The following is a 25,149-nucleotide window of genomic DNA, read 5'->3' as shown; positions in this document are numbered from 1 at the left end:
AGACCATGTCCTACATACATATAGTTTAGCCTCGTCCCGCTTGGAATGAAGGATATTTCGTCATACCGCCATCCACAAATAGGGTAATCCCTGTTACATAGCTTGCTTCTGAGGATGCTAAAAATGCGGCTACAGATGCTACTTCCTCTGGCTTACCGATGTAACCCATTGGAATCATGCTTTCAACGTCAGCACGTTGTACGGGATCAGCAAATTTTTCTGCGTTGATTGGTGTATTCATGGCACCTGGCCCGATATTATTGACGCGGATCCCTTTTGGCGCGTATTCAAGAGCTAATGTTTCAGACATTAATTTAATACCGCCTTTACTTGCTGCATAGTGAACAAATAATGGCCAAGGAATCATTTCATGCACACTAGACATGTTAATAACGTTCCCTTTAATATCATTTTCAACAAAATACTTGATCGCTTCACGGCTTCCTAAGAAAGCGCCTGTTAAATTTGTATCTAATACTTTGTTCCAGTTATCTAAGGATAACTCGTGCGAAGGTGATGGATTTTCAACACCTGCGTTATTAATCATAACGTCTAAGGTGCCAAATTCTTTAATAGCCGTTTGCACAAGATTTACGACGTCTTCTTCTTTTGTGACGTCCCCTTGAACAGTAATGGCTTGTCCGCCTGCTGCTTCTATTTCTTTTTTGACCTCTAATGCTTCATCTTTACTTTTGTAATAGTTAATTACGACTTTTGATTGTTCTTGACCAAAACGAACGGCCATAGCGCGTCCTAAACCTGTTGATCCACCTGTGATGACAACTACTTTACCTTTTAAATCAGTATACAAAATAATTCCTCCTCGTGTTAATTTGATTCTTATTCCATCCTTAACTTTTCGCTAATCCAAGGAAGACTCCACCTAAAACAATGAGTACGATCCCGATATAAATAGCAATCAGCTGGGTTCTTGTCTTTTTTTCTCCTAGTAAGAAAATACCGCCAAGCGTTGATATAACTATTCCCATTTGGGACAATGAGAAACTTGTGGCAACACCCACTTTAGGTTGTGAAATAAATAAGAACATATTTCCTGCCGCCCAGATTAGACCGGGGATAATATTGCGAATGGCATATTTATTAAAGGGTTTATGTTTGTAGGTCAGTATTAATCCACCAATAACCATACCGATGGCTTGTGGGAATAAGGCCGACCACCCGCTGACATCAAACAAGCGAGCAACTACTACATAAACCAGATATCCGATGGTTGAAACAATCAGTGTCAAAACACCTTTTTTAAATTGTCCTGATTGTTCTTCATTTTTTCCTGATTCTAGTGACGTTAACACGATGCCAATCACAATGAAGATAAGGGCTAAAACACCTAAGATAATCGTTTTTGCCGTTGACCATTCATGGAAAACGATGACGCCAAACAAAGCTGTGGATACCAACTGCATACCAGTCGAAATGGGCATTGTTTTGGAAACGCCGATATAGTCAATCGATTTTAGCTGATTACTTTGACCCAGTGCCCAAAATAATCCGGAAACAACGCCTACAATAAAAATAAGCGGCGTCAATTCGGGCCGGACTACTAGATAAATCACAGCTGAAAAAATCAGTGCGCCTAGTGTAGTCCCTAGCGTTTGCGTGTATGGGCCTCCACCTAACTTAACATTGAACAAAACGATGCTTCCCCAGAAAATAGCGGGAAGTATGGCTAAAAAGATATCCATTTGATAGTAACCTCCTTTCCCAAACGAATTATTATCTTTTCCTAGAATAGACACCGTTATGTATCTGGTGTTTAAATTCTTTAACGTGCGAGACATATTTTAGAAATCAGACTCTACTTTCGTATTATTTGATGCATGCAAAGAAACAATACATATGATAATGTTTCTTATTTTTCACAAAAAAAGAAGCACTCTTATTGATTGCCCATAAAGCCATATTCTAAAACTTAGTCTTAGGCTAAAGCAGGGAATCAATTGAGTGCTGTAAATTCATGCATATTTTTAGTGGGGGTAAACTCTATGTATATAATGCTTTGTGAATGACATATTTGGCTTCTTCCACATTTTTTTTATTGACCAAGATGGCATACTGCGTTTGATATTTCGAGTTAATCCCGAAATTTCCAAAGCTTCCTCGACTCGATCCAAGGCCAAACCAGCCAGAGGACAAGTCTTTTATCTTATACGTATACTTGATGCCTCCTGTTGCTAAGGCACCTCTTACCTTTGCTAAATCCTCTAGAGAATATGTAGCATAAATTTCTTCTTTGAAGAACGCCATATAATCCCTCCTCTAGTAAAGATTATTCGTTGCAGTTTTTAAAGATACCTCTTCATTAACAACAAAGTATAAGACCCTTATCTTCAACTTCGAAAAGGAATATTACCTCCTTTCTACCTATTTACTTGATTTACATTCCTTGGAATAATGAAAAAAGTGATAATAGTATTAAAGACTTTACATATAAGGGGAAGAAAACAGTGAAAATTAGTAAATTTATAATAGCGCTTTTTATAGGCTTGTCTTCATGGTATTCCATGCATGGCCTACACGCGAAAGCTCAACTCATCGAAAATGGCGAATGGAAGTATGAAATAGTAGGCGATCATGTAGAGCTAGCACATTATTTGGGTAAGAGTAAAGAGGTTGTTATACCTCAGAAGATAGAGGGGATGCCCGTTACGATTATTCGATCTGATGCGTTTTTGTATTTGGACGTTCGATTGACGAGCGTGGTTATTCCAGATGGCATAGAAAAGATTGGTGCTTGGGCCTTTGCTAATAATCTCTTAACCTCTGTAACACTTCCTGATTCTGTTACTGTTATTGGCGATGCGGCTTTTTCTAGAAATAAATTAACATCAGTTGAAATCCCTAAAAAGGTTACCAGCATCGGAAAGTCTGCTTTTATGTTAAATCAATTAACTTCTGTGACATTGCCAGAGGGATTAGAAGAAATCGGCGCATCATCCTTTACCGGTAATCGACTGACTTCTATTGATTTGCCGTCTCATTTACAAATAATCAATTCAAGGGCATTTGAAGACAATGAAATAAAAACGTTGACATTGCCGCCAAACGTTCAAAGTATTGGGAATAGAGCGTTTGGTACTAATAAGTTGACATCACTTACGATAACTCATGCTGTAGAAATGAATGATTATGTGTTTGAAGGTAATCAACTGGCTGAGGTGAATCTACCAGATGAACAAACGAGTATTTCAGATGGTGCCTTTTCAAGGAATAATTTGAGTCATATTACGTTGCCTAAGTCGTTGCAATCTATTGGTGATTCTGCTTTTGACAACAATCATCTGACTAGTATTGACATCCCAGCAGGTGTAAAAAAGATCTCTGATTTTGCTTTTAATAATAATGAACTTGAGCATGTGAATTTAAACCAAGTAGAATCAACAGGTTATAGCAGTTTTTCGCAAAACCAATTAAAAGAGATAGAATTGCCGAAGACGCTTACTACAATTGGCCGAAGCAGTTTTGAAAGCAATAAGCTCACTACTGTTGTGATACCAGATAATGTTATAGAAATGGAAAATAACGCTTTCCAATGGAATCCGTTAAAACGTGTGTCTATTTCCAAAAATATTGCGGTAATGCCAGAAATACCTTTTGGAACAAAATCACAGACACTGGTAGATGAAAAAGGCAGAAACATATATCTTATGGGTTGGTTTACTGACGCATCGTATACAACTCAATGGAAGCCACAAGCTGGACAAACTGTATATGTGAAATGGAATCACCAACCGACACTCACCGGTGTAACCAATACGAGTGTCCGCCAAAGTACATTATTTGATCCCATGGAAGGTATTTCAGCGATAGATGAGGAAGATGGAGACATATCCAAAAAGGTGAAAATAAAAGGCAACTTAGATACAGAAGTGCCAGGTACGTATACGCTAGATTATAGTGTGACAGATGCGGATGGTTATTATACTTCATCATCTCGTACGATAAGGGTAATATCGTATGCGAAACCTATTTTTCATTTCAACGAACCTGACTCCATGCCTGTAGGAGTGCCAACTAATCTGTACGATGTGACTGTTACAGATAATGAAGATGGAGCTATTAATAATTTCGAAGTCATCGGCAGCGTAAACAGAAATGTGATAGGCCGCTATCTTGTGGTATATATAGCAAACGATTCTGATGGAAATGAGAGAAGAGTAGAACGTACTATAACAGTTTTACCTGGTATAGTCGAAAATGTTAAAGTGACAAAACGAACAACGTCCTCACTAGCATATCAATGGACAACCCAAAATGGAGCAACGGGTTACAAGATTTATGTATATGATAAAAACGGGAAATTACTACAGACGAAGAAGACTTCAAAATCAAGCATCGTTCTTTCATCTTTACCAAGTGGAGCATCAATTAATGTGAAAGTGCGTTCTTATAAAACATTTGTGGAAAAAACAATGTATGGACCGATGAGTACAGTCTCCAAAACGGCGACTCTACCAGCAAAGCCAAAATTAAAATCTGTTAAAAAAAATAGTGCAACTTCCCTGACAGCAAATTGGGGTGCTATAAACGCAACAGGTTATGAACTTCAATATTCCTATAGCAAAAGCTTCACTAAGGCTACGACAAAAACAGTAAATGTAACAAAATCGTCAGTTGTTTCAAAAAAGGTGGCTGGGCTAATAAAAGGGAAGAAGCATTATGTTCGAGTGCGTGGATATGTAACAAGTAATAAGGTCAAATACTATGGAGCTTGGAGTAATATAAAATAGAATTGAATCTTTCGAAATCCTTATTCAAAAATACTCTAAGGGATAGCTATTCGCTATCTCTTTTTTTCTTTTAATAAAAACTCAAAGCATTGCACAAAATAAAAAAGGAATTCTCCATTTTCTTAGAGAATATATAGTACTAATGTTTTCAGCAATACACTGAAACAAATTTCATCAACTTTCGAGGAGGTTCACCATGACAAAACCAATTATCGGTATAACTAGCTCATACATAAAACAGGGGATGTATATGGAAGGTACTTATGTACATCACGATTATCAAAAGGCCATAGTGGAAGCGGGAGGCGTGCCGATCGTTTTGCCTGTTGCGCCTTCTGATGTACTGGATCGTTATGTGGATATGTGCGACGGCTTTATTTTTAGCGGCGGGGAAGACGTGGATCCACGATTTTATAATGAAGATCCTCATCCTAAACTGGGCTTCTTTTATACAGAGCGGGATGAGTCGGAGCTTTATCTGATCAAAAAAGTGGTAGAAAAGAAGAAGCCTGTATTTGCCATTTGTCGCGGAATTCAGCTGCTCAATGTAGCGTTAGGTGGGACTGTCATTCAAGACATTCCTTCTCAAAGAAAAAGTGCCCTACAGCATTCTCAAACAATCCAACGTGATAAAACGAGCCATGTAGTTCACATCAATAAAGACAGTAAGCTATATCAGCTGTTGAATAGGGAAACTGTAATGGTCAACAGCCTGCACCATCAGGCGATTAATCAGCTAGCCGATGGATTGATTACTACAGCGACTGCCCGAGATGGCATAATTGAAGCGGTAGAACTAGAGGGGAATCCATTTGTGATGGGCATTCAGTGGCATCCCGAATCCATGGTGCAAAAAGATAAAACCATGATGGTGTTGTTTGAGGTATTCGTTCGAGAGGCAGGCTCGTCTACTAAATCTTAAGTCAGAAGGAGAAGATCATGGACTGGATTGTCGGGATAGCACTCATCGTCCTCGTTTTCTTTTCAAGCAGTATTATTGAAAGGCATTTGAAGGATATTAAGAAACAAAACAATGAATTGATCAAACTTTTAAAAGAAAAGAATAGTGAAAAGTCATAAGCCTTTCCGCTCTAGCGGAAGGCTTTTTTATTGATAGTTGCTTCGCTTTTATAAAAATCAAATGTTTATCTCTGCATACAAAGAGGCTATAGAAGGAATAATAGGGATAATGTATTCTTTATGCTGCATTAACGGACAGTGAATCGAAGAGATAAACTTCCCGTAAGCCCGATTGGTTCAACTAACACTCCATAGAGGGTGAGGTTTCACTTTATACAAATTGTGAGGAGATGATTTTTTGAAGGCTGTAACGTTTCAAGGAATAGAAGATGTGAAAGTAAAAGAAGTTCAGGATCCAACTATCCACAAAAAAGATGATATTATTGTTCGCATTACTTCCACGGCAATTTGCGGCTCTGACCTACATATCTACAAAGGGTCAATGCCAGCTCAAAAAGATATGGTGATTGGACATGAGCCAATGGGGATCGTGGAAGAAGTGGGGCCTGACGTGACACGCGTGAAAAAAGGCGACCGGATAATCTTGCCCTTCAACGTATCATGCGGGGAGTGCTACTATTGTAAAAATGAAATGGAGAGCCAATGCGACCATGCCAACGAAAATCCAGAAGTAGACGCGGGTGCTTACTTCGGTTATACAGAGCGGTATGGTAACTATCCAGGCGGACAAGCGGAATATTTACATGTACCATACGGGAACTTCATGCCGTTCGTCATTCCTGAATCATGTGAGCTTCCAGATGAAGCATTGCTATTTTTATCTGATGTCATTCCAACAGCTTGGTGGAGTGTTGAATCAGGTGGCGTAAAAAAAGGTGACACTGTCGTGGTATTAGGCTGCGGACCTGTGGGCTTAATTACGCAAAAGTTTGCATGGATGAAAGGTGCTAAGCGAGTAATCGCAGTCGATCATGTACCGTACCGCCTGCAACACGCGAAAAAAATGAACAATGTAGAAATCGTCAATTTTGATGAACAAGACGAAGCTGGATTATATATTCGTGAAATTACAAAAGGCGGAGCAGATGTAGTCATAGACTGTGTCGGCATGGATGGAAAGAAAAACGCTCTTGAAGCAGTTGGACAAAAGTTAAAAATCCAAGGTGGTACGACGAGCGCATTGAAGATTGCAAAGGAAGCCATCCGTAAATTTGGTACACTGCAAGTAACTGGCGTGTACGGCGCGAAGTACAATCAATTCCCACTCGGCAATCTATTTGAACGAAACATCATTATGAAAATGGGCCAAGCACCTGTCATTCATATGATGCCAATGCTGTTTGATATGATTACGAAAGGTGAGTTTGATCCGACTGAAATCATCACACATAAAATTGCATTGGATGAAGCAGATAAAGCATACAAGATTTTCAATGATCATGAAGATGAATGTATTAAAGTTATCCTAAAACCATAAAACGAAAAAAAAGGGATCTTATGACGATCCCTTTTTCTTTTGGAGAAATTTATTATGCCATTTGGTGAAAATAAGGAGTGCTAAAATAGTGCCGATAAGTGCCATGGTCATATCCCATTCCGAATCCCACTTGTCACCCTGCAAGCCAAGGAAGCCTTTGGCAAATGATTTTCCTTGAACCATCTTATAGGTTAGCATTTCCACGATTTCATATAGTGCAGAAATCATCATCAGAATGCTAAAGCAATAAAAAGTGAGCCAAAACCCTTTTCGAATATGAGCAATACGTATTAAGACTTCACGAAAGATGATGGCTGATAATCCCATCATCAAGTGGCCTAAGCGATCATAGTAGTTGCGCTTTAAATCATACTTCTCTTTTAACCAATGAAAGAACGGCTCATCTTGAAAGGTGTAATGTCCGCCGATGAATTCTAGGATGGCAAGAATAGCCAGAAAGGTATAGGAAAGAGAAGTAAAGGTAAATTTTTTATATGTAAAAAGTGCAACGATTACAATAAGCGCAAAAGGACCAGCATCCGCAGCCCAGCCGCCATAGGATTTCGGATTAATTAAGGACCAAACCATAAAGCCAAGAACAATAATAGCTAAAAAAAGGTGATAATAATTCCTTTTGGTTTCTTGCAAGGTGATCCCCCCTCTTTTTTTCAGTATGCCCATATTCACATAGGGTAAGTCATTTAGTTGGAACAATAAGGAGATCACAGCGTCTTATAGAAATAGCTAAACTTCTGTCTGAATAGCCCCAAGGTACTCCTTATGGCATAATAAAGTTAACTAGTTGTAAGAGGTGGAAATGTGGAAAAAAGAAAACGATTATTACAAGGTATTTTAGTGATAGCAATTATAGAGATTTTAAGTTTTTATTTTATTGGCAGAGACTATCTGTTTATTAACGGTTTAGATAATATGATTGCCTATGTGGTGGCAGGCGGTATATTCTTTGCGGTGAGTTACTTTTTATTAGTGGAAGTGAGCAACTTCCGTAAAAAGTATATATTGATTGGGATTGCCTATGTGTTATTGGTGATCGCTCCGTTTGTCTATAAAAATCATCTCCCGCATTTCAAAGTGGAGGATGCTGAGCAAATCATTCTACGTACAGAAGGTGGACGCGTAGTGAAAGACCGAGAGCTGGGACAAACCATGTTGAATTACGCAGGAGAAGAAGTATACATTATTGCATTGAAGAAAGACGGCAAATTGAAACGCTTTGCCTTTAACCCGACAACAGAAAAGTACTTTTCAATTACGGATTAGATTAGAGAGGGGAACATCTAATGGCAGAACATCTATTTAAATTAAAGGCAAACTGGCCAGGAGGACGAAACGAGGTAGGCGAGATTGAAGCGGGACAACTGAAAACCCAAATCTCAATCCCGCCAGAAATGGACGGACCTGGCATTGGCACCAATCCAGACGAAATGCTGCTAGGTGCTGCTGCTACATGTTATATCATCTCACTTGCGGCCATGATTGAACGAGCAAACCTCAAAACCATCTCGCTCACCATGGAATCAGATGGAGTGGTGGACGTCACAAACGGCGTATTCACCTATAAAAAAATCACCCACAAACCCAGAATCATCATCCCAAGCTCCTACACAGAAAAAGAAGAGCGTCATATCGTAAAACTAGCAGAAAAAGCAGAAAAAACCTGCATGATCAGCAAAGCCATCCAAGGAAACGTAGAATTGGCATTGGAAGTTACGATAGAGGTAGAACAATAACAGCAATTAAATAAAACGAAAACATAGCATGGCCATTCTTCGTGATGAGCCATGCTATTTTTGTGATTGAAAGCCGCGAATTAGCATTTATCATTCGGAAATGAATTGAAGTGGAAACAATGTAGACTCCTGCGGGATAGCGAGGAGGCTTAACGCTCGCCCGCGGAAAGCGTAGTTGTTTCCACTTCTTCTCTAACCATTTTTTAGTTGCCTTCAGATTAGAGGCTTACGCCATGCCCGCGGAAAGCGACCGCCTGTAGCGGAAATCAACATGACATAACCAACAAACCCTTCAAAATTCTCCATTTCACCCCTTTAACACATTAAAAAAGCAGTCTGCTAGCATGCGACAAATTTTGCCTATTTCCATAGAAAAAGCAGAAAATTTGTGTAATGATAGGGTTAACAATACAAAGGGGGTACTGTTATGGGAATATCAGATGAAAAAGTAATTCGTTACAGAGGGAAAGAACTACATACAAAAGGGTGGCTACAAGAAGCAGCACTTCGTATGCTCATGAACAACCTAGATCATGAAGTAGCAGAGCATCCAGACGAGCTAGTTGTCTACGGGGGCATTGGGAAAGCCGCTCGTAACTGGGAAGCATTCGACGCTATCGTCAAATCACTGAAAGAACTAGAAAACGATGAAACACTACTTGTACAATCAGGCAAGCCAGTAGCCATTTTCAAATCACACGAAAATGCACCGCGCGTTTTAATCGCCAATTCAAATATCGTGCCAGCCTATGCGAATTGGGAAACATTCCACGAGCTAGACAAAAAAGGCTTGATGATGTATGGCCAAATGACTGCGGGAAGCTGGATTTACATCGGCTCACAAGGAATTGTACAAGGCACATACGAAACATTCGCAGAGCTAGCAAAACAACACTTCAACGGCTCGCTTGCACATACGATTACAGTAACAGCAGGCCTTGGCGGAATGGGTGGAGCACAACCACTAGCAGTCACAATGAATGGCGGGGTATGTATTGCGATTGATGTCGACGAAACAAGAATTGACCGTCGTATCGAAACACGTTACACAGATGTGAAAGTCAAAACATTAGATGAAGCTATTGAAATGGCTGAAAAAGCAAAAGCAGAAGGTAAAGCGCTTTCAATTGGTTTGCTAGGAAATGCTGCTGAAATTCTGCCAGAAATGATTGCACGCGGCTTCAAACCGGACGTGTTAACAGACCAGACTTCTGCGCATGACCCATTAAATGGCTACACACCTGTAGGCTATACACAGGAAGAAGCAAGTAAATTGCGTAAAGAAAATCCAGATGAATACGTGAAGAAGTCAAAAGATTCAATGAAAAAACATGTAGAAGCTATGGTTAACATGATGGACCTTGGTTCTATCACATTTGACTATGGTAACAACATTCGTCAGGTTGCTTTTGATGAAGGATTTGAAAGAGCATTCGACTTCCCAGGCTTTGTACCGGCGTATATCCGTCCACAGTTCTGCGAAGGAAAAGGGCCATTCCGCTGGGCTGCCTTATCAGGAGATCCAGAAGATATTTACAAATTAGATGAAGTCTTATTACGTGAATTCAGCGATAACGAGCATTTGTGCAATTGGATTCGTATGGCACGCGAAAAAATCGAATTCCAAGGCCTACCATCACGTATCTGCTGGTTAGGATACGGAGACCGTGCGAAATTTGGTCGCATTATCAATGATATGGTGGCATCAGGTGAAATCTCAGCGCCAATCGTTATTGGCCGCGATCATTTAGACTCTGGATCTGTTGCTTCACCGAACCGCGAAACAGAAGCAATGAAAGACGGCTCTGATGTGGTAGCAGACTGGCCAATTCTAAATGCACTAATCAATGCCGTTGGCGGTGCGACTTGGGTATCTGTCCATCATGGCGGCGGTGTCGGCATGGGCTATTCATTGCATGCGGGCATGGTAATCGTAGCAGATGGAACAAAAGAAGCTGAAGAACGTATCCAACGTGTATTAACAACAGACCCGGGTATGGGTGTTGTAAGACATGTGGATGCTGGCTATGAATTAGCAGAAAAAACAGCGAAAGAAAAAAATATCAAAATACCAATGATGAATAGGAAGGGTTTAAATGTCTAAAGCAGTTTGGATTCAACACGCAGCACAGCTAGTGACGATGCATTTGCCGGAGCATGTCGGACCACGGACTAAAGGGGATATGTCTGAGTTGGGCTTGATAGAAGATGGCTCCGTATGGCTTGAAGATGGAGTTATTCAAGCAGTCGGTACGACATCAGAATTGAAAGAAATCTATGAATCTAGAGCACAAGAAGCAGAGATTGTAGATGCAACAGGACACCTTATTACACCAGGACTTGTGGACCCGCATACACATGTGGCATTTGGCGGCAGCCGTGAACGTGAATTTGAAATGCGTTTAGAAGGCGCTACGTACATGGATATTATGAATGCTGGCGGCGGTATTCATGCCACAACAAGAATGACAAGAGAAGCAAGTGAAGAAGAATTGATTGAGCAAACTTCAAAACGTCTTGATTCATTCCTTGCGCACGGTGTCACAACAGTCGAAGGGAAAAGCGGCTATGGCCTGGATTTAGAAACAGAAATGAAGCAATTGCGCGTTATGAAATATTTGCAAGAGCATCATGCTATCGACTTGGTTCCTACATTCATGGGTGCACACGCGGTGCCGGCAGAATATAAGGGCAAAGAGGAAGAGTATGTCAACCTCATCATTGAAACGATGCTACCAAAAGTAGCGGAGGAAAAGCTAGCTGTATTCAACGATGTGTTCTGTGAAGTAGATGTGTTTACACCAGAACAATCAAAAAGAATTTTAGAAGCTGGCAAGGAGCTTGGACTTACTCCGAAGATTCATGCAGATGAAATTAAACCGTATGGCGGTGCTGAATTGGCAGCGGAAGTGGGCGCGATTTCAGCTGAACATTTATTAAAAGCATCAGACGAAGGAATCGAAAAGATGGCAGAAGCAGGAGTCATCGCATGCTTGCTACCTGCAACAGCTCTTTATTTACGAGAAGAAGCCGCTCGCGGCAGAGTGATGGTAGACCGTGGAGTGCCTGTGGCCATTTCAACGGATTGTAATCCAGGCTCTTCTCCAACGACTTCAATGCCTTTAGTCATGAACCTAGCTTGCATTTCCATGCGCATGACGCCTGCAGAAAGTCTTTGTGCTGCTACTTATAACGCAGCCTGTGCTATTGGCATGGAAGATAAAGTCGGTTCGATTGAAGTAGGCAAACAAGCGGATCTCGTACTTTGGGACGTAGAAAATTATCAAAAATTACAATACCTATTTGGTGTGAACCACGTACAACAAGTATGGAAAAAAGGCGTACAGGTAGTAGGATAATTATTTCAGGAGGAGATGTAGAGCATCTCCTCTGATTCTGAATCAGACCTAGAATCACTGCTATAATCTCGCAACACTTTGCAGTTATAAAGCAATTCTCATTGGCTGATACAAGATTCATAGATCATCAGAGGTAGACATGAAGGGAGCAAGGAGCAATGGTAGTATTAAACGGCAGCCAATTAACAATTGAACAAATGAAAGCTATTCTTTTTGAAAATGAAGGCGTTGAAATCGCTGAATCTGCTCGAGAAGCCGTAATCAAAAGTAGAACGGCTGTAGATCAAATTGTACAACAAAATAAAACGGTTTATGGCATTAACACAGGGTTTGGCAAGTTCAGCGATGTAAGTATAGCAGAAGAGGATACGAGACTTTTACAGCTTCACTTAATCCGTTCGCATGCATGTGGTGTTGGTGAACCATTCAGCGAAGTAGTATCGCGTGCTATGGTCGTGCTTCGATTGAACGCATTATTAAAAGGGTTCTCAGGTATTCGCTTAGAAGTACTAGAGCGCTTAGCTTACATGGTTAACCATCGCATCCACCCAGTCATCCCACAGCAAGGTTCTCTTGGGGCATCTGGCGATTTGGCGCCATTGTCACACCTTGCGCTTGTGCTAGTAGGAGAAGGCCTAGTATTCCAAAGCGGAAGACATGTGCCGTCTGCAGAAGTATGGCGCGATGAGCTTCTATTGCCAATCGAGCTAGAAGCAAAAGAAGGCTTGGCGTTGATCAATGGTACGCAAGCAATGACAGCTCAAGGGGTAGTCGGTTATATTGAGGCAGAAAAACTTGCCTACGATGCAGAGTGGATTGCAGCTATGACTGTCGAAGCTTTACGCGGTATTACTGACGCTTTCCATCCAGCGATCCATGAAGCAAGAGGCTATAAAGAGCAAATCGAAGTAGCAGAAAGAATGCTAGAGTGGTTAAAAGACAGCAAGCTTACAACCGTGCAAGGTGAAATGCGCGTACAAGATGCATATTCACTACGCTGCATCCCGCAAATCCATGGTGCAAGCTGGCAAGTGCTAAACTATGTTAAAGAAAAACTAGAAATTGAAATGAATGCAGCAACAGATAACCCGCTTATCTTTGATGATGGAGAAACAGTTATCTCAGGTGGTAACTTCCATGGACAACCAGTTGCATTTGCGATGGATTTCTTGAAAATAGGCATTGCTGAATTAGCGAATGTTTCAGAAAGAAGAATCGAAAGACTTGTAAATCCGCATCTAAATGATGGTTTACCACCATTTTTAAGCCCTCAGCCAGGTATGCAATCAGGTGCGATGATTATGCAATATGCAGCAGCCAGCCTTGTTTCGGAAAATAAAACATTGGCACATCCGGCTTCAGTCGATTCTATTCCGTCATCTGGAAACCAAGAGGACCATGTGAGTATGGGAACAATTGGATCAAGACACGCATACCAAATTATTCAAAACAGCCGTCGCGTACTAGCAATCGAAGCCATCTGTGCAGCGCAAGCAGTTGAATATAGAGGCGTTGAAATGATGTCACCAAAATTGGGTGGCAAATGGCAAGACGTGCGAAATGTTGTGTCTAGTTTTAATAGAGACCGTAACTTCAGCGTAGACATTGAAAGTGTTGCGAGTTATTTGGGACGTATTACTGTACAATAATATAAAGTGTTAGATTTAGAGAAGAGACGAGTTTGCATATGTGTTATGCAAGCCGTCTCTTTGTTTATGTTTATTGAAATGCCCAATTGAATTGAAATGATCACATATATTGAGTGATAATCTTGACGTTATCCATCAACAGTATGTAGGATAGAGTAAAAGTATGGTAGAAGAAACTAATTATATCCAATTGTCCTTTGGTTAAAGTGCAATAATATAGAAAATGAAAAATAATAAATTACATAGCGATGACAAATGAAGAAATATCCTGAATGAGGAGGTTTTGTAAATGTTTAAACGTACGCTATATTGCTCTATTTGCAACCGAGAAGTTCGTGATGGGGAAGAAATTTACGCGAAGATGAAAGTTCCGAAGCATTCGATTATGGTCGAAATTAAATCTTATTTAAAAAAAGAAAGTATTATTTTTTGTGCAAATTGTATTAATAAAGTGAATTAATGAGGTTTTATGGCGGTACAGCAAGGTGGTGTTGCAATGAAGAACATTAAGGATGCTTTAAGTATAGCTTTAGGGTTAATTATTATTAAGTTAGTTTTCAGACTGATTCCACCCTGGGATGGGTTTACAATGCTCTTTGAAGATGGTATCTGGATGGGGATAGGAATTATTTTAACTTCTTACATTGTTCTATTCCTTATCGTATACATAATAATTAGTATTAGAAGACGTAAAAAAGCTGATGGAAATTAACTTATGCTTGTTTCTCAATAATAATAAAAGGTTTTAAAGGTAATAAAAGCTTACTTTTAAAGTGAGGGATAAATATGGTTGTAATGATAATTGTCATCGCATTATTCATAGGGATCGGTATTATATTCATCAATGGCAAAGGTTCCTCTTTGATTGCAGGCTTCAATACAATGTCACCTGAAGAAAAAGAAAATTACGATACGGTTGCACTTTGCAAGTTTATGGGGAAAATGATGTTTGTATTATCATTCTGTATGTTGTTCTGGCTTCTCAGCGAGGTGTATGCAACGGATTGGCTATTTACAGTAGGGATCATTTTATTCATCGGTGCCGTAGCATTTATGTTGATTTATGCTAATACAGGAAATAGGTTTAAAAAATAAATGGTAGTAGTGTTATTAACAATTTAGATAAACCAACGAGAGCATAAATTGTTTATAAACAATTTATGCTCTTCAAATTAATTAGGTTAAATCCTAATGATTTTTCTTTTTACTTTTAAAATAAAAAACCCACATGTTGATGTCATACATATAATAAGGCCTATCATTAAATACAAGTTTCGAATAGATACAAAATTTACCCCAATCGTAGCAATCAAAATACCTGTAGGAAGCATTGATCGCATAATTAACAAGCGAATAGAAGTTACTTTGCCCATTAAATGATTGGGGATAACTTGTTGGATAAGCGTAATATTATATATGTTAAATATAGCTATTACAATTCCCGCTATACATTCAGTAACTAAAGCTAAAGAGTACCAAGGAGTAAATGCTAAACTTACATATGTACATCCACCAATAAACAAAGCTCCGAACAGAATCGCAATTTCATTAATTATTTTTATTTTGGAAGTCAACAGTGCCCCAATCGTATATCCAATAGGAAAGCCAGCCATAAATATCCCATATGCAGAATAAGGTTGATTTAAGATTGTCGTAATATATGGAAGAGTTGTGACGATTGTTACGCCAACGCCAAATTGAACAAAGCCAAAGAAAACGCCTAACCAAACAATTAAAGAATTCGAAATGTAGGTTTGAAAGCCTTCTTTAAATTCCGCTATCCATGGTCTACGTTCGTTACCATTTATTTTGGGCTCTTTTACAAAGACAAGGGTGATTGAACTAAAAATAAATGCTATGGCAACAATCATTAATATCCAATGTATCTTAAATAAATCTACAAAAATACCTGCCAAAATAGGTCCCATAACAGCCATAATTTGACGGACACTATCTAATGAAGCATTTGCTTTTGCTAATTTATCCTTCTCTATAATTGTCGGTAAAATAGCTTGATTAGCAGGTGTGAAAATAGGCATTATTAAACCAGAAATAATTTGAATAATATAAATGACAATGATACTTAATGCATTTGAGAAGAGTAGAATGACTAATAAAAGTACTAATATTGCACGGACACCTTGGCATATTATCATTGTGTATTTTCTGCTCCATCTATCAATATATGGGCCAATAAATAATTGCATAAAAAACGATGGTACATAATAGATAAGCCATACTAAACCTAATGCACTCGCAGAGCCGGTCAAATTATAAATTAAAATTGAATTACAAAAAGTAAAAAAAGCTCCTCCTAATTCAGAGGTCGCACTACTTAACCAAATTGCCCTAAAACTATTAAACATAAAGCTCCCCCAAAAACTGTAATTATCAACTCTACTTTCTTTCTATCTTTATTCTACAAATATTTCCAAAATCCTTGTTATGCTGTTATTTCCTCAATAGAATAGTTGTGTTCGCTCTGATTATCGGGGGACTAAAAGACAAACGTTCAAAACGATTTTTGTTATAATCATAGTATACTTGTATTTAGAATGGAGATTTTTATTTTGGATAAGCAACCACATTTATTGCTCATTGATGGAATGGCGCTATTGTTTCGTTCGTTCTTTGCGACAGCACCAATGCATCAATTTTTTAGAAAAAGTGATGGCACGCCGACTAATGGTGTCCAAGGATTTGCCAGGCATGTACTAAGTGCACAGTCAATTATGCGCCCAACACATATTGCTGTTTGCTGGGACATGGGGGTTCATACATTCCGTAATGAATTGTTTGATGGATATAAAGCGAATCGCCCAGCTCCTCCGGATGAACTTAAGCCGCAGTTTGATATGGCAAAGGATGTATCCGAGATGATCGGTTGGCAAAACTTCGGTATTGTCGGCATGGAAGCGGATGATACGATAGGGTCGATTATCGACCAATGGAGCGACAAAGCGAGAATCACAGTCATAAGCGGGGATAAGGATTTACTTCAATTATTGAATCCTTCTACTACTATTGCATTAACTAAAAAAGGCTATACAGAGTATAACATTTATAATGAAGAACGATTTATGGAAGAGTATGCTATTGATCCACCACTTTTTGCGGATGTTAAAGCATTCATGGGAGATACGAGCGATGGGTATCCAGGTGTGAAAGGAATTGGTCCAAAAACTGCATTGAAGCTGATTCAAACATACGGTTCTGTTGATGGTGTATTAGCGTCAATTGATGACTTGAAACCAGCGCAACGCTCGAAAATTCAGGAACATGAAGAAATACTAAAACTATCGCTACAACTAGCACGAATTAATAAAAATGTACCGATTGAGGGAACACTTGATGATTGTGAACTGCCGATCTGGGATCACTCAAAATTAGAGCAGCTTACAATGGAAGGGTACTCACTCATTTCCCGTCATGCTCGCTCCCTCATGTTTTAGTGCAATTAGCTTAAAGAAACGAAGAATAGCGTGGTTCTTATGATAAGAGATCTCACGGATTTGGCTATCACGATGAGGGCTGCCATTATCATGGATGATTAAAATTAAATCATCCCTTTTCTTTTCAAAACCTATCATTGGCACATAATGATAATCAAAATCGCCTTTCGTAAAAAAATGAAGGGTAAAGTACCGATCAAATTTTAGAATTACAGGACGTCCTTCATTTATTTCATGTAAAGCATCATCAACACTACATTTGCGCCCGTCATAGGATGGGCTCAGCAGCTTCCGTAAGTTTCGGATTAAGCGATGGGAGAACAAGCCAATCGGTGTGCATCCTAGCAATTGGTAGAGTTCGTTGATGCTTTTATGTTCTTCTTGAAGTGAAAGGTAGCGAAGAATCACAAATACGGTAGTAGGTCCGCATGCGGAGTTACGGTACTTCTCAAGGATGGATGGTGCATATTGTGAGTGGCCAACTAGGGGCAACTGTATTCGCATTTTTTTACCTCCATTAAAATAATTAGAGAACGATTGAAAAAAAGGCCTACTGTTAGAAGTAGGCCTTTTTTGTGTCTTAAGCTTGTTGTGCGTCTAAGAATGCCATTACATCAGTTGGCGTTTTTGCATTTGCTGAGTGTAAGTGAGCTAATTTTTCGCCGTCTTTGAAAATCAATAGGCTTGGAATACCCATTACTTGATATTTTTCAGCAAGCTCAGGGAAATCATCACGATTGATTTCATACCATGTATATTGGTTGTAGTCTGAGATTATTGGATCAATAAACATATTCATGCGTGTGCAATCTGGGCACCAGCCTGCAAAGAATTTCACCACAACGGGTTGAGCGGATGAAATGATTTCGTTAAATTGTTCTGCTGTTGTAATTGGTTGCATTATTTACACCTCATAGTCTTTATTATATAAACTCTTTGCCATTTGAGTAAGCCAAAAGGAAAAGTCTCATTTATATCTAGTATGTTATCACAAAATGCTCGTATACAGGTAATTACCTGTTTCGCAAAAGAAATGCGTGAGGTGCAGGGTTTTCCTTCAATAAAAAAAGCCGCCATTATCTTAAATAAAGGCGGCTAGTCTTATTCGTATAACGTATGTTCAAGTTTCCCATCAGCATAATAGACATCAAGTATACCGTCATATTTATTTACATAAGGCTTCCCTTTAGCAAGCAAATCTTCTTTGGAGCTTTCTGTAAAAATGGCATGCGCACTGTCTGATTTTTTCAAGACCCAATCATGGTCGCTTGGCTTTGCTTCGAAGCGAGGGCGCTCATTGCTGCTTCCTTCCACATATTCATGTGCTTTTGCAGTTGCAATGGCAATCGCACGTCCTTCTTCATAACCTTCATCCAGCAGGGCATTGGCGATCTCAATCGCTTTGTTTCGGACATCTGTTTCTAAATTTTTCATGGAAGCGGGATAATCCTTTTTGGTCCATGGCATATAAAACACCTCCTGCTGGCTAAATTCCCGTTATAGCAAAGTGATAAACGCTGGAGGCTTTCTAAACGAATGACAGCCTATTTTTTACGTTAACTTGGAAAGAAACATTGTAGCAATGCCAAAATAAATAAGCAGCGATAAGATATCGTTGATTGTCGTAATCAGAGGTCCTGACGCCACTGCGGGATCTACCTTAAATTTATTCAAGATAAGTGGAATTACCGTACCCGCTATTGTGCCGATGATTAAAGTACATAAGAGTGAGGAGCCGACAACAAGTCCAAGGATCATACTTCCTTGCCAAATAAACGCGATGATCGATATGACTACTCCGCAAATAATGCCAAGGCTCACCCCAACAATTAATTCTCGGAGAATAAGCTTTAATGCGGCCCTAAATGTTATATCCTCAGAAGCAAGTCCGCGAACTACTACGGCGAGCGACTGTGTCCCCGTATTGCCCGTCATGCCCGCGATAAGTGGCATGAAAAAAGCGAGAGCTACAACTGCTTCAAGTGTTGCTTCGAAACGAGAAATGATACTTCCTGAAACTAAACCAATGAATAATAGCAATATGAGCCATGGAAGTCGTCGGTAAGTAGCGACAAATGGCTTCGTGTGAAAGTCAATTTCTTTCCCTGAAGCAAACAGCATTTCAATGTCACGATTAGCTTCACTCACTACAATATCAAACACTTCATCTGCACGAATGATGCCTACTAATATATTGTCCTCATTTACCACTGGCAGTGAGACGAAATCATAGCGGCCGATCATTCTAGCAACCTCCGCTTGAGTTGTTGTATCAAGCACCTTGGCGATGGATGTCTCCATCACATCTGCAATACATTCGTCTGGCTGCGCTAAAAGGAGATCACGGTAGGAGATAACGCCAATGAGCTGTTTTTCATCATTAATAATATACACATAGTTCAAGTAATGGGCGAAATCCTTATAATGCTTTAACTTATCGATAGTTTTCGAAACAGAATATGATTGATGTACCCACACATAGTTAGTGACCATAATACGGCCCGCTGCATCCTTAGGATATTTCATCCTTTTACGTATATTTCTTTTTTCTTCTTGCCTCAATTCAGCGATTAACTTTTCTACTTGCTTATCAGGAAGATCAGAAAGCAAATAGGATAAATCCTCGCTTTTCATTTTATCCAGCAGTTCTGTTGACCGGATAGGACCGACAACTTTTAATACATGCAGCTGTTCCTTTTTATTTAAGAAAGCCAGCATTGAAATTAGTTTTTCGGTGGCGATTGTTTCTAAAAAAAGCGGGACTCGCTTTCGAGGTAGCCTTCGATATTGTGCTGAAAGTTCTCTTGGTTCCATTGAATCAATTGCCTTTGACAACGATTCAATGTTTCCATCGCGCAATAATTGGATAAGCGCTCTCGCGATATGGTCGCGGCTTTGTGGTTGTTTTTCCATTGCCATATACACCTCGCTTGTCATTCATTCTTTAAATAGCTTTCAACTCTCTATGCCCTTTCAGGGGAGAATGAAAACAATAGGAAAGAAACTTGTAACGAACATAAAAAAGAACCATTCCTATTCACGGAAGAATAGAAACGGCTCTCAATGTCTAATAGATTATCCTAGAAAGAATTTTTACGGATTCTATCTGTAATGATTGTTTCCCTTTCACCAACTGGACGTACTGTTTCATTGGTTACGTTAGGATCATTTGTTAGGTTAGGGTTATTAGTTACAGTAGGATCATTAGTCACATCAGTCGTACGACGGACTGTTGTATTTGTTGGAGTATAATGATCAGAATCCACAAGGACTAAGATTTTACCGTTTTCGAAATCCTCATTATAACGTTGTGCTTCATCATCCGGAATACCCATACCGATTAATGCACCTGCCAAACCACCAACACCTGCACCAGCTGCGGCACCTGTAATACCGGCGATAATTGGGCCTGCTGCTACGATAGGTCCAATCCCAGGGATAGCTAATGCACCAAGACCTGTCAAAATACCACCTAGACCGCCTAGCACACCACCTGTCGCTGCGCCTGTTGCAGCTCCTTCGCCTGCCATCGTATCCGTTTCTTCTGTTACATTCTCCATTTGTTGAGTATCTTGACTGATAACGGATATTTCATCAGCTGTATAACCTTGTCTTTTTAATTCTTGAATTGCTGCGATTGCTTCATTATCTGTGTCATAAACACCTACGACTTGTCTTTTTACCATTATGAAAATCCTCCTTTATTTTTGTAAGAACTAACTCTATTGAATAAATACCCCCTTAACTTGAGAGTAAAACGTCTTTAAAAGTTATTAGTAAATCGTTCAATTTCAATTCCTTAAAAATGAGAACACACCTTTACTTTACAGCGTAGCGGAAGACGGCGACTCCTGCGGGAAAAGCTTGAGCTGAAAGCCCCGCAAGAATGAAGTGATGAGGAGATTGAAGCCAAGCCCGCGGAAAGTGCCGTCTAGAGCGAAGCGAATTATCAGTAGACTTTAAGAAAGTAGAAAAAGTAAAAACTACTTATCTATACATTTTTTATAAAAGTCAGATTTTTTCATTGCGAAAATTCAATAAATAGTCTAAAATAAATGACAGATAAGGAAGTTTTATTTTTTTTGATTATAAAATGAATGAGTATTCATTCAAAAGGGGAAAGGGAGGATTCGCTCATGGCTTATCATATTAGAAAAGCGGCTGTTATTGGTTCGGGGGTAATGGGGTCAGGCATTGCGGCTCATTTAGCCAATGTTGGCATTCCTACATTATTGCTTGATATCGTGCCAAGAGAGCTTACAAAAGAAGAAGGAGCAAAGGGGCTAACATTAGACCAACCAGCAGTCCGCAATCGATTTGCTTCTACAGCTGTACAAAAGCTGTTAAAACAAAAGCCAGCGCCACTAACTTCAAAAAAGAACCTTCAATTAATTTCAGTCGGCAATATAGAAGATGATTTATCAGCATTAAGCGAGGTTGACTGGGTCATTGAAGTTGTCGTTGAAAACTTAGCAATCAAAAAAGATTTATATAAAAAAGTCGATGAAGCCAGAAAACAAGGCAGCATCATCAGTTCCAATACATCAGGCATCAGCATCAATGCAATGGCAGAGGGGCGCTCAGAGGACTTCAAACAACATTTCCTTGGTACACACTTCTTCAATCCGCCACGCTACTTAAAATTGCTTGAGGTGATACCAGCACAGGATACATTGCCGGAAGTCGTTTCATTTATGAAGGAATTCGGTGAAGACCGCTTAGGCAAAGGCGTTGTTATTGCGAAGGATACGCCTAACTTTGTCGGCAACCGTATCGGTACATACGGCTTAATGAAAACCTTGCAAGTCATGAAGGAAAAAGGATATTCAGTGGGTGAGGTTGATTCGGTAACTGGTACATTAATCGGCCGTCCGAAATCGGCTACTCTTCGCACACTAGATGTTGTGGGGTTAGATACATTCGTCCATGTGGCGAACAACGTACACGAAAACACAACAGGGGAAGAACAAAAAGTATTCGAAGTGCCTTCTTATCTGCAACAAATGGTTGAAAAAGGCTGGTTAGGCGCTAAATCAGGCCAAGGCTTCTTTGTGAAAAAAGGTAAAGAAATCTTAGAGCTGAACTTAGACACATTTGAATACGAGCCTGTGAAGAAGCTAAAAACTCCTTCTATTGAAATGGCGAAGCAACAAAAAGGTTTGGCAGCTAAAGTAAAAACATTAACTTATGCAAATGACCGTACAGGTGAATTGTTATGGAGTGTCTTTGCTCCAACCTTAGTCTATTCCGCAGAATTAGTAGGCGAAATCGCTGATGATATTGTGGCTATCGACAATGCAATGAAATGGGGCTTTGGCTGGTCACAGGGACCATTCGAAATGTGGGATGCCATCGGCGTAGCAGAGTCAGTAGAGAAAATGAAAGCGGAAGGCTACGAAATCCCTTCATTTGTAAAATCTCTATTAGATGCAGGTTATACAACGTTCTATTCAGAGATTGATGGAGACTTAGCATACTTTGACGGCCAGGAATACAAATTATTGCCCGTTAATGAAAAATCAATCGATCTAAAACGCTACAAGAAAAAACACGGCGTTCTGAAAAGTAATTCTGGCGCTAGTTTAATAGATTTTGGCGAGGGCGTATTGTTGTTAGAATTCCATTCCAAGTCAAATGCGCTTGGTCTCGATATTATGCAAATCTTAAATCACGGATTAGATCTTCTAAATCAATCAGATCAGTACAAAGGGATGGTCATTGGGAACCAAGGCAAAAACTTCTCAGTTGGCGCAAATCTGGCAATGATTTTAATGGAAGCTCAAGACGACAACTTGTTTGAACTTGATTATATTGTGAATACATTCCAACAAGGAACGCTTCGCATCAAGTATTCAGAAAAACCGATTGTAGTAGCTCCATTCGGCATGACGCTTGGCGGCGGAAGTGAAGTTTGCTTACCGGCACCTCATATTCAAGCAACGATGGAAACATACATGGGCTTAGTGGAAGCAGGCGTTGGGTTAATTCCTGGCGGTGGCGGAAACAAAGAGCTATATATCAAGCATCTAAAAGGATTGCCAAAAGGCGTGGATGTTGATTTACAAGCGATCGCATCAAAAGTATTCGAAACAATTGCAATGGCTAAAACTTCAACTTCTGGCGAAGAGGCAAGAGAAAACAATTTCTTAGATTTCGCAGATGGCATTAGCGTGAATGCTGATCACCAATTATATGATGCAAAACAAGCTGTATTGGCGATGGCAGAAGCAGGCTACACAGCACCGATTCGCGAAAAAGTACCGGTGACAGGTAAACCGGGCTATGCGACATTGCTGCTAGGTGCTCAAAACCTATTGCAGTCAGGTTATATCAGTGAACATGATCTCTATATTGCTAAAAAATTGGCTTATGTTCTATCCGGCGGAAATGTCCCATACGGTACATTGGTGGATGAACAGTACCTGTTGAATTTGGAAAGAGAGGCATTTATCAGCCTTGTAAGTCATCCAAAATCACAAGCGAGAATGCAATATATGTTAATGAAAGGCAAACCGCTGCGTAACTAATCGTTACCATGCACGAAGGGGGAAAACACATGCGTGAAGCCGTAATAGTAGCAGGTGCGAGAACACCGATCGGAAAAGCAAAGAAAGGGTCTTTAGCAACTGTAAGACCCGATGATTTAGGCGCATTAGTAGTGAAAGAAACTTTGAAGCGTTCGGGATACGAAGGTCCAATAGATGACTTAATTATAGGCTGTGCGATGCCGGAAGCAGAACAAGGAATGAATGTTGCTCGCATGGTAGGTGCACTGGCAGGGCTTCCTGATACAACGCCGGCCGTGACCGTCAACCGTTTTTGTTCTTCTGGATTGCAGTCGATTGCTTACGCAGCTGAACGAATTATGCTTGGCCATGCAACAGCAATCATTGCAGGCGGTACGGAGTCGATGAGCATGGTGCCAATGATGGGGCATGTCATTCGACCAAATCTTAAACTAGCAGAAGAGGCGCCAGAGTATTATATGAGCATGGGCCATACTGCGGAAGAAGTAGCTAAGAAATACGAAGTCAGCCGAGAAGATCAAGATGCATTTGCTGTACGCTCACATGAAAGAGCTGCAAAAGCTATTGCTGAAGGCAAATTTGCAGATGAAATTGTGCCGGTTGAAGTAGAGCAGCACTATGTAGATGAAAATAATAAACCGCAAGTCAAAACATTTACCTTTGATAAGGATGAAGGTGTTCGTGTTGGGACGTCTGCTGAAACATTAGCCAAATTACGCCCTGCATTTTCTATTAAAGGGTCAGTAACAGCTGGTAATGCTTCGCAAACATCAGATGGAGCTGGGGCTGTGCTAGTCATGGACCGTGAAGAAGCAGAAAAGCAAGGCCTAAAGCCAATGGCAAAATTTCTAGGCTTCGCAGTAGGTGGAGTGCCTCCTGAAGTTATGGGGATTGGACCGATTGTGGCCGTACCAAAAGCATTGAAGATTGCAGGTTTATCAATAGAGGATATTGATTTATGGGAGATCAATGAAGCGTTTGCTTCACAATCAATCCAAGTCGTTCGTGAATTGGGCATTGATTTAGAAAAGGTAAACGTAAATGGAGGAGCTATTGCTCTTGGTCATCCATTAGGTGCAACAGGCACAGTGCTTACCTTAAAGCTGATTCATGAGTTAAAACGCCAAGGTAAAAAATACGGGGTTGTTACCATGTGTATCGGCGGCGGTATGGGCGCAGCTGGCGTCTTCGAAATATTATAGAGT

General features: G+C 40.0%; 24 protein-coding genes and 1 pseudogene. 15 read left to right on the top strand and 10 right to left on the bottom strand.

Annotated features, from left to right (window positions below; genetic code table 11):
- Window positions 1-25 precede the first annotated feature (25 nt).
- From gdh to M2M59_RS11885, 3 genes are all read right to left on the bottom strand, one after another.
- Window positions 26-811, bottom strand: a complete 786-nt coding sequence (gene gdh, locus M2M59_RS11895; RefSeq protein ID WP_147196344.1) for a glucose 1-dehydrogenase — start codon at window positions 809-811, stop codon at window positions 26-28.
- 40 nt (window positions 812-851) lie between these two features.
- Window positions 852-1,703: a GRP family sugar transporter gene (locus M2M59_RS11890; RefSeq protein WP_147196346.1), complete on the bottom strand. Its 852-nt coding sequence runs from the start codon at window positions 1,701-1,703 to the stop codon at window positions 852-854.
- Window positions 1,704-2,001: 298 nt separating this feature from the next.
- Entirely contained in the window at window positions 2,002-2,265 is a 264-nt protein-coding gene (locus M2M59_RS11885) for a hypothetical protein (protein ID WP_249774669.1), read from the bottom strand.
- A gap of 200 nt (window positions 2,266-2,465) precedes the next feature.
- Here M2M59_RS11885 and M2M59_RS11880 point away from each other — a divergent pair, with 200 nt between their 5' ends.
- The 4 genes from M2M59_RS11880 (at window position 2,466) to M2M59_RS11865 (ending at window position 7,206) form a co-directional block, all read left to right on the top strand.
- Window positions 2,466-4,748, top strand: a complete 2,283-nt coding sequence (locus M2M59_RS11880; protein ID WP_249774668.1) for a leucine-rich repeat protein — start codon at window positions 2,466-2,468, stop codon at window positions 4,746-4,748.
- 196 nt (window positions 4,749-4,944) lie between these two features.
- On the top strand, window positions 4,945-5,670 hold the full coding sequence (locus M2M59_RS11875; RefSeq protein WP_249774667.1) for a gamma-glutamyl-gamma-aminobutyrate hydrolase family protein: 726 nt from the start codon (window positions 4,945-4,947) through the stop codon (window positions 5,668-5,670).
- A 17-nt stretch (window positions 5,671-5,687) separates the two neighbouring features.
- Complete coding sequence (locus M2M59_RS11870; RefSeq protein WP_249774666.1) at window positions 5,688-5,828, top strand: hypothetical protein; 141 nt, start codon at window positions 5,688-5,690, stop codon at window positions 5,826-5,828.
- A gap of 238 nt (window positions 5,829-6,066) precedes the next feature.
- Entirely contained in the window at window positions 6,067-7,206 is a 1,140-nt protein-coding gene (locus M2M59_RS11865) for a zinc-dependent alcohol dehydrogenase (RefSeq protein ID WP_249774665.1), read from the top strand.
- An 18-nt stretch (window positions 7,207-7,224) separates the two neighbouring features.
- Here the strand turns inward: M2M59_RS11865 and M2M59_RS11860 are convergent, their stop codons facing one another.
- Window positions 7,225-7,854 (bottom strand): DUF2238 domain-containing protein, encoded by a 630-nt coding sequence (locus M2M59_RS11860; RefSeq protein WP_249774664.1) that lies wholly within the window; start codon window positions 7,852-7,854, stop codon window positions 7,225-7,227.
- A gap of 171 nt (window positions 7,855-8,025) precedes the next feature.
- Between M2M59_RS11860 and M2M59_RS11855 the strand changes: the two genes are divergently transcribed.
- The 8 genes from M2M59_RS11855 to M2M59_RS11820 all read left to right on the top strand — a co-directional run bounded on the left by M2M59_RS11855 (window position 8,026) and on the right by M2M59_RS11820 (window position 15,060).
- Entirely contained in the window at window positions 8,026-8,487 is a 462-nt protein-coding gene (locus M2M59_RS11855) for a hypothetical protein (RefSeq protein WP_066789338.1), read from the top strand.
- A gap of 20 nt (window positions 8,488-8,507) precedes the next feature.
- Window positions 8,508-8,957: an OsmC family protein gene (locus M2M59_RS11850; RefSeq protein WP_249774663.1), complete on the top strand. Its 450-nt coding sequence runs from the start codon at window positions 8,508-8,510 to the stop codon at window positions 8,955-8,957.
- Window positions 8,958-9,384: 427 nt separating this feature from the next.
- Window positions 9,385-11,061 carry a urocanate hydratase gene (gene hutU / locus M2M59_RS11845; protein WP_066789333.1) on the top strand — a complete coding sequence of 559 codons (1,677 nt, stop codon included), beginning with the start codon at window positions 9,385-9,387 and terminating at the stop codon, window positions 11,059-11,061.
- Window positions 11,054-12,316 (top strand): imidazolonepropionase, encoded by a 1,263-nt coding sequence (hutI, locus tag M2M59_RS11840; RefSeq protein ID WP_249774662.1) that lies wholly within the window; start codon window positions 11,054-11,056, stop codon window positions 12,314-12,316. The genes hutU and hutI overlap by 8 nt, the downstream gene beginning before the upstream one ends.
- 158 nt (window positions 12,317-12,474) lie before the next feature.
- Window positions 12,475-13,965: a histidine ammonia-lyase gene (gene hutH, locus M2M59_RS11835; protein WP_147196362.1), complete on the top strand. Its 1,491-nt coding sequence runs from the start codon at window positions 12,475-12,477 to the stop codon at window positions 13,963-13,965.
- 289 nt (window positions 13,966-14,254) lie between these two features.
- Entirely contained in the window at window positions 14,255-14,425 is a 171-nt protein-coding gene (locus tag M2M59_RS11830; RefSeq protein ID WP_249774661.1) for a Fe3+ hydroxamate ABC transporter substrate-binding protein, read from the top strand.
- Between the two features lie 9 nt (window positions 14,426-14,434).
- Window positions 14,435-14,677: a hypothetical protein gene (locus M2M59_RS11825; RefSeq protein WP_249774660.1), complete on the top strand. Its 243-nt coding sequence runs from the start codon at window positions 14,435-14,437 to the stop codon at window positions 14,675-14,677.
- A gap of 74 nt (window positions 14,678-14,751) precedes the next feature.
- Window positions 14,752-15,060 carry a DUF3784 domain-containing protein gene (locus M2M59_RS11820; RefSeq protein ID WP_249774659.1) on the top strand — a complete coding sequence of 103 codons (309 nt, stop codon included), beginning with the start codon at window positions 14,752-14,754 and terminating at the stop codon, window positions 15,058-15,060.
- A gap of 86 nt (window positions 15,061-15,146) precedes the next feature.
- On the opposite strand, the pseudogene M2M59_RS11815 reads toward M2M59_RS11820, so the two are convergent.
- A pseudogene (locus M2M59_RS11815) lies at window positions 15,147-16,334 on the bottom strand (MFS transporter); the annotation flags it as partial.
- Window positions 16,335-16,520: 186 nt separating this feature from the next.
- Here M2M59_RS11815 and M2M59_RS11810 point away from each other — a divergent pair.
- Window positions 16,521-17,417, top strand: coding sequence for a 5'-3' exonuclease (locus M2M59_RS11810; protein ID WP_147196366.1), 897 nt, complete (start codon window positions 16,521-16,523; stop codon window positions 17,415-17,417).
- On the opposite strand, the gene M2M59_RS11805 is transcribed toward M2M59_RS11810, so the two are convergent.
- From M2M59_RS11805 to M2M59_RS11785, 5 genes are all read right to left on the bottom strand, one after another.
- On the bottom strand, window positions 17,379-17,921 hold the full coding sequence (locus M2M59_RS11805; protein WP_249774657.1) for a C39 family peptidase: 543 nt from the start codon (window positions 17,919-17,921) through the stop codon (window positions 17,379-17,381). The genes M2M59_RS11810 and M2M59_RS11805 overlap by 39 nt on opposite strands.
- 76 nt (window positions 17,922-17,997) lie before the next feature.
- Complete coding sequence (locus tag M2M59_RS11800) at window positions 17,998-18,318, bottom strand: thioredoxin family protein (RefSeq protein WP_147196371.1); 321 nt, start codon at window positions 18,316-18,318, stop codon at window positions 17,998-18,000.
- 200 nt (window positions 18,319-18,518) lie between these two features.
- Window positions 18,519-18,884, bottom strand: a complete 366-nt coding sequence (locus M2M59_RS11795) for a DUF2188 domain-containing protein (protein WP_249774656.1) — start codon at window positions 18,882-18,884, stop codon at window positions 18,519-18,521.
- 84 nt (window positions 18,885-18,968) lie between these two features.
- Entirely contained in the window at window positions 18,969-20,330 is a 1,362-nt protein-coding gene (gene mgtE / locus M2M59_RS11790) for a magnesium transporter (protein ID WP_371923784.1), read from the bottom strand.
- A 167-nt stretch (window positions 20,331-20,497) separates the two neighbouring features.
- Complete coding sequence (locus M2M59_RS11785; protein ID WP_084246938.1) at window positions 20,498-21,103, bottom strand: general stress protein; 606 nt, start codon at window positions 21,101-21,103, stop codon at window positions 20,498-20,500.
- 450 nt (window positions 21,104-21,553) lie between these two features.
- Here M2M59_RS11785 and M2M59_RS11780 point away from each other — a divergent pair, with 450 nt between their 5' ends.
- Window positions 21,554-23,944, top strand: coding sequence for a 3-hydroxyacyl-CoA dehydrogenase/enoyl-CoA hydratase family protein (locus M2M59_RS11780; protein WP_249774654.1), 2,391 nt, complete (start codon window positions 21,554-21,556; stop codon window positions 23,942-23,944).
- Window positions 23,945-23,973: 29 nt separating this feature from the next.
- Window positions 23,974-25,146, top strand: a complete 1,173-nt coding sequence (locus tag M2M59_RS11775) for an acetyl-CoA C-acetyltransferase (RefSeq protein ID WP_249774653.1) — start codon at window positions 23,974-23,976, stop codon at window positions 25,144-25,146.
- Window positions 25,147-25,149: the final 3 nt, after the last annotated feature.

Origin of the sequence: Rummeliibacillus sp. G93 (genome assembly GCF_023515935.1) — a bacterium.
Lineage (GTDB): Bacteria > Bacillota > Bacilli > Bacillales_A > Planococcaceae > Rummeliibacillus > Rummeliibacillus stabekisii.
Note: the sequence above shows the minus strand (reverse complement) of the source record. Positions and strands in the feature narration are given on the sequence as shown.

Coding starts and splice junctions, on each gene's coding strand:
- M2M59_RS11785 (WP_084246938.1), bottom strand. CDS start 21,103: ATGGTAAAAAGACAAGTCGTAGGTGTTTATGACACAGATAATGAAGCA.
- M2M59_RS11830 (WP_249774661.1), top strand. CDS start 14,255: ATGTTTAAACGTACGCTATATTGCTCTATTTGCAACCGAGAAGTTCGT.
- hutU (WP_066789333.1), top strand. CDS start 9,385: ATGGGAATATCAGATGAAAAAGTAATTCGTTACAGAGGGAAAGAACTA.
- M2M59_RS11805 (WP_249774657.1), bottom strand. CDS start 17,921: ATGCGAATACAGTTGCCCCTAGTTGGCCACTCACAATATGCACCATCC.
- M2M59_RS11800 (WP_147196371.1), bottom strand. CDS start 18,318: ATGCAACCAATTACAACAGCAGAACAATTTAACGAAATCATTTCATCC.
- M2M59_RS11890 (WP_147196346.1), bottom strand. CDS start 1,703: ATGGATATCTTTTTAGCCATACTTCCCGCTATTTTCTGGGGAAGCATC.
- M2M59_RS11875 (WP_249774667.1), top strand. CDS start 4,945: ATGACAAAACCAATTATCGGTATAACTAGCTCATACATAAAACAGGGG.
- M2M59_RS11775 (WP_249774653.1), top strand. CDS start 23,974: ATGCGTGAAGCCGTAATAGTAGCAGGTGCGAGAACACCGATCGGAAAA.
- M2M59_RS11825 (WP_249774660.1), top strand. CDS start 14,435: ATGGCGGTACAGCAAGGTGGTGTTGCAATGAAGAACATTAAGGATGCT.
- mgtE (WP_371923784.1), bottom strand. CDS start 20,330: ATGGAAAAACAACCACAAAGCCGCGACCATATCGCGAGAGCGCTTATC.
- M2M59_RS11780 (WP_249774654.1), top strand. CDS start 21,554: ATGGCTTATCATATTAGAAAAGCGGCTGTTATTGGTTCGGGGGTAATG.
- M2M59_RS11885 (WP_249774669.1), bottom strand. CDS start 2,265: ATGGCGTTCTTCAAAGAAGAAATTTATGCTACATATTCTCTAGAGGAT.
- hutI (WP_249774662.1), top strand. CDS start 11,054: ATGTCTAAAGCAGTTTGGATTCAACACGCAGCACAGCTAGTGACGATG.
- hutH (WP_147196362.1), top strand. CDS start 12,475: ATGGTAGTATTAAACGGCAGCCAATTAACAATTGAACAAATGAAAGCT.
- M2M59_RS11870 (WP_249774666.1), top strand. CDS start 5,688: ATGGACTGGATTGTCGGGATAGCACTCATCGTCCTCGTTTTCTTTTCA.
- M2M59_RS11810 (WP_147196366.1), top strand. CDS start 16,521: ATGGAGATTTTTATTTTGGATAAGCAACCACATTTATTGCTCATTGAT.
- M2M59_RS11850 (WP_249774663.1), top strand. CDS start 8,508: ATGGCAGAACATCTATTTAAATTAAAGGCAAACTGGCCAGGAGGACGA.
- M2M59_RS11820 (WP_249774659.1), top strand. CDS start 14,752: ATGGTTGTAATGATAATTGTCATCGCATTATTCATAGGGATCGGTATT.
- M2M59_RS11795 (WP_249774656.1), bottom strand. CDS start 18,884: ATGCCATGGACCAAAAAGGATTATCCCGCTTCCATGAAAAATTTAGAA.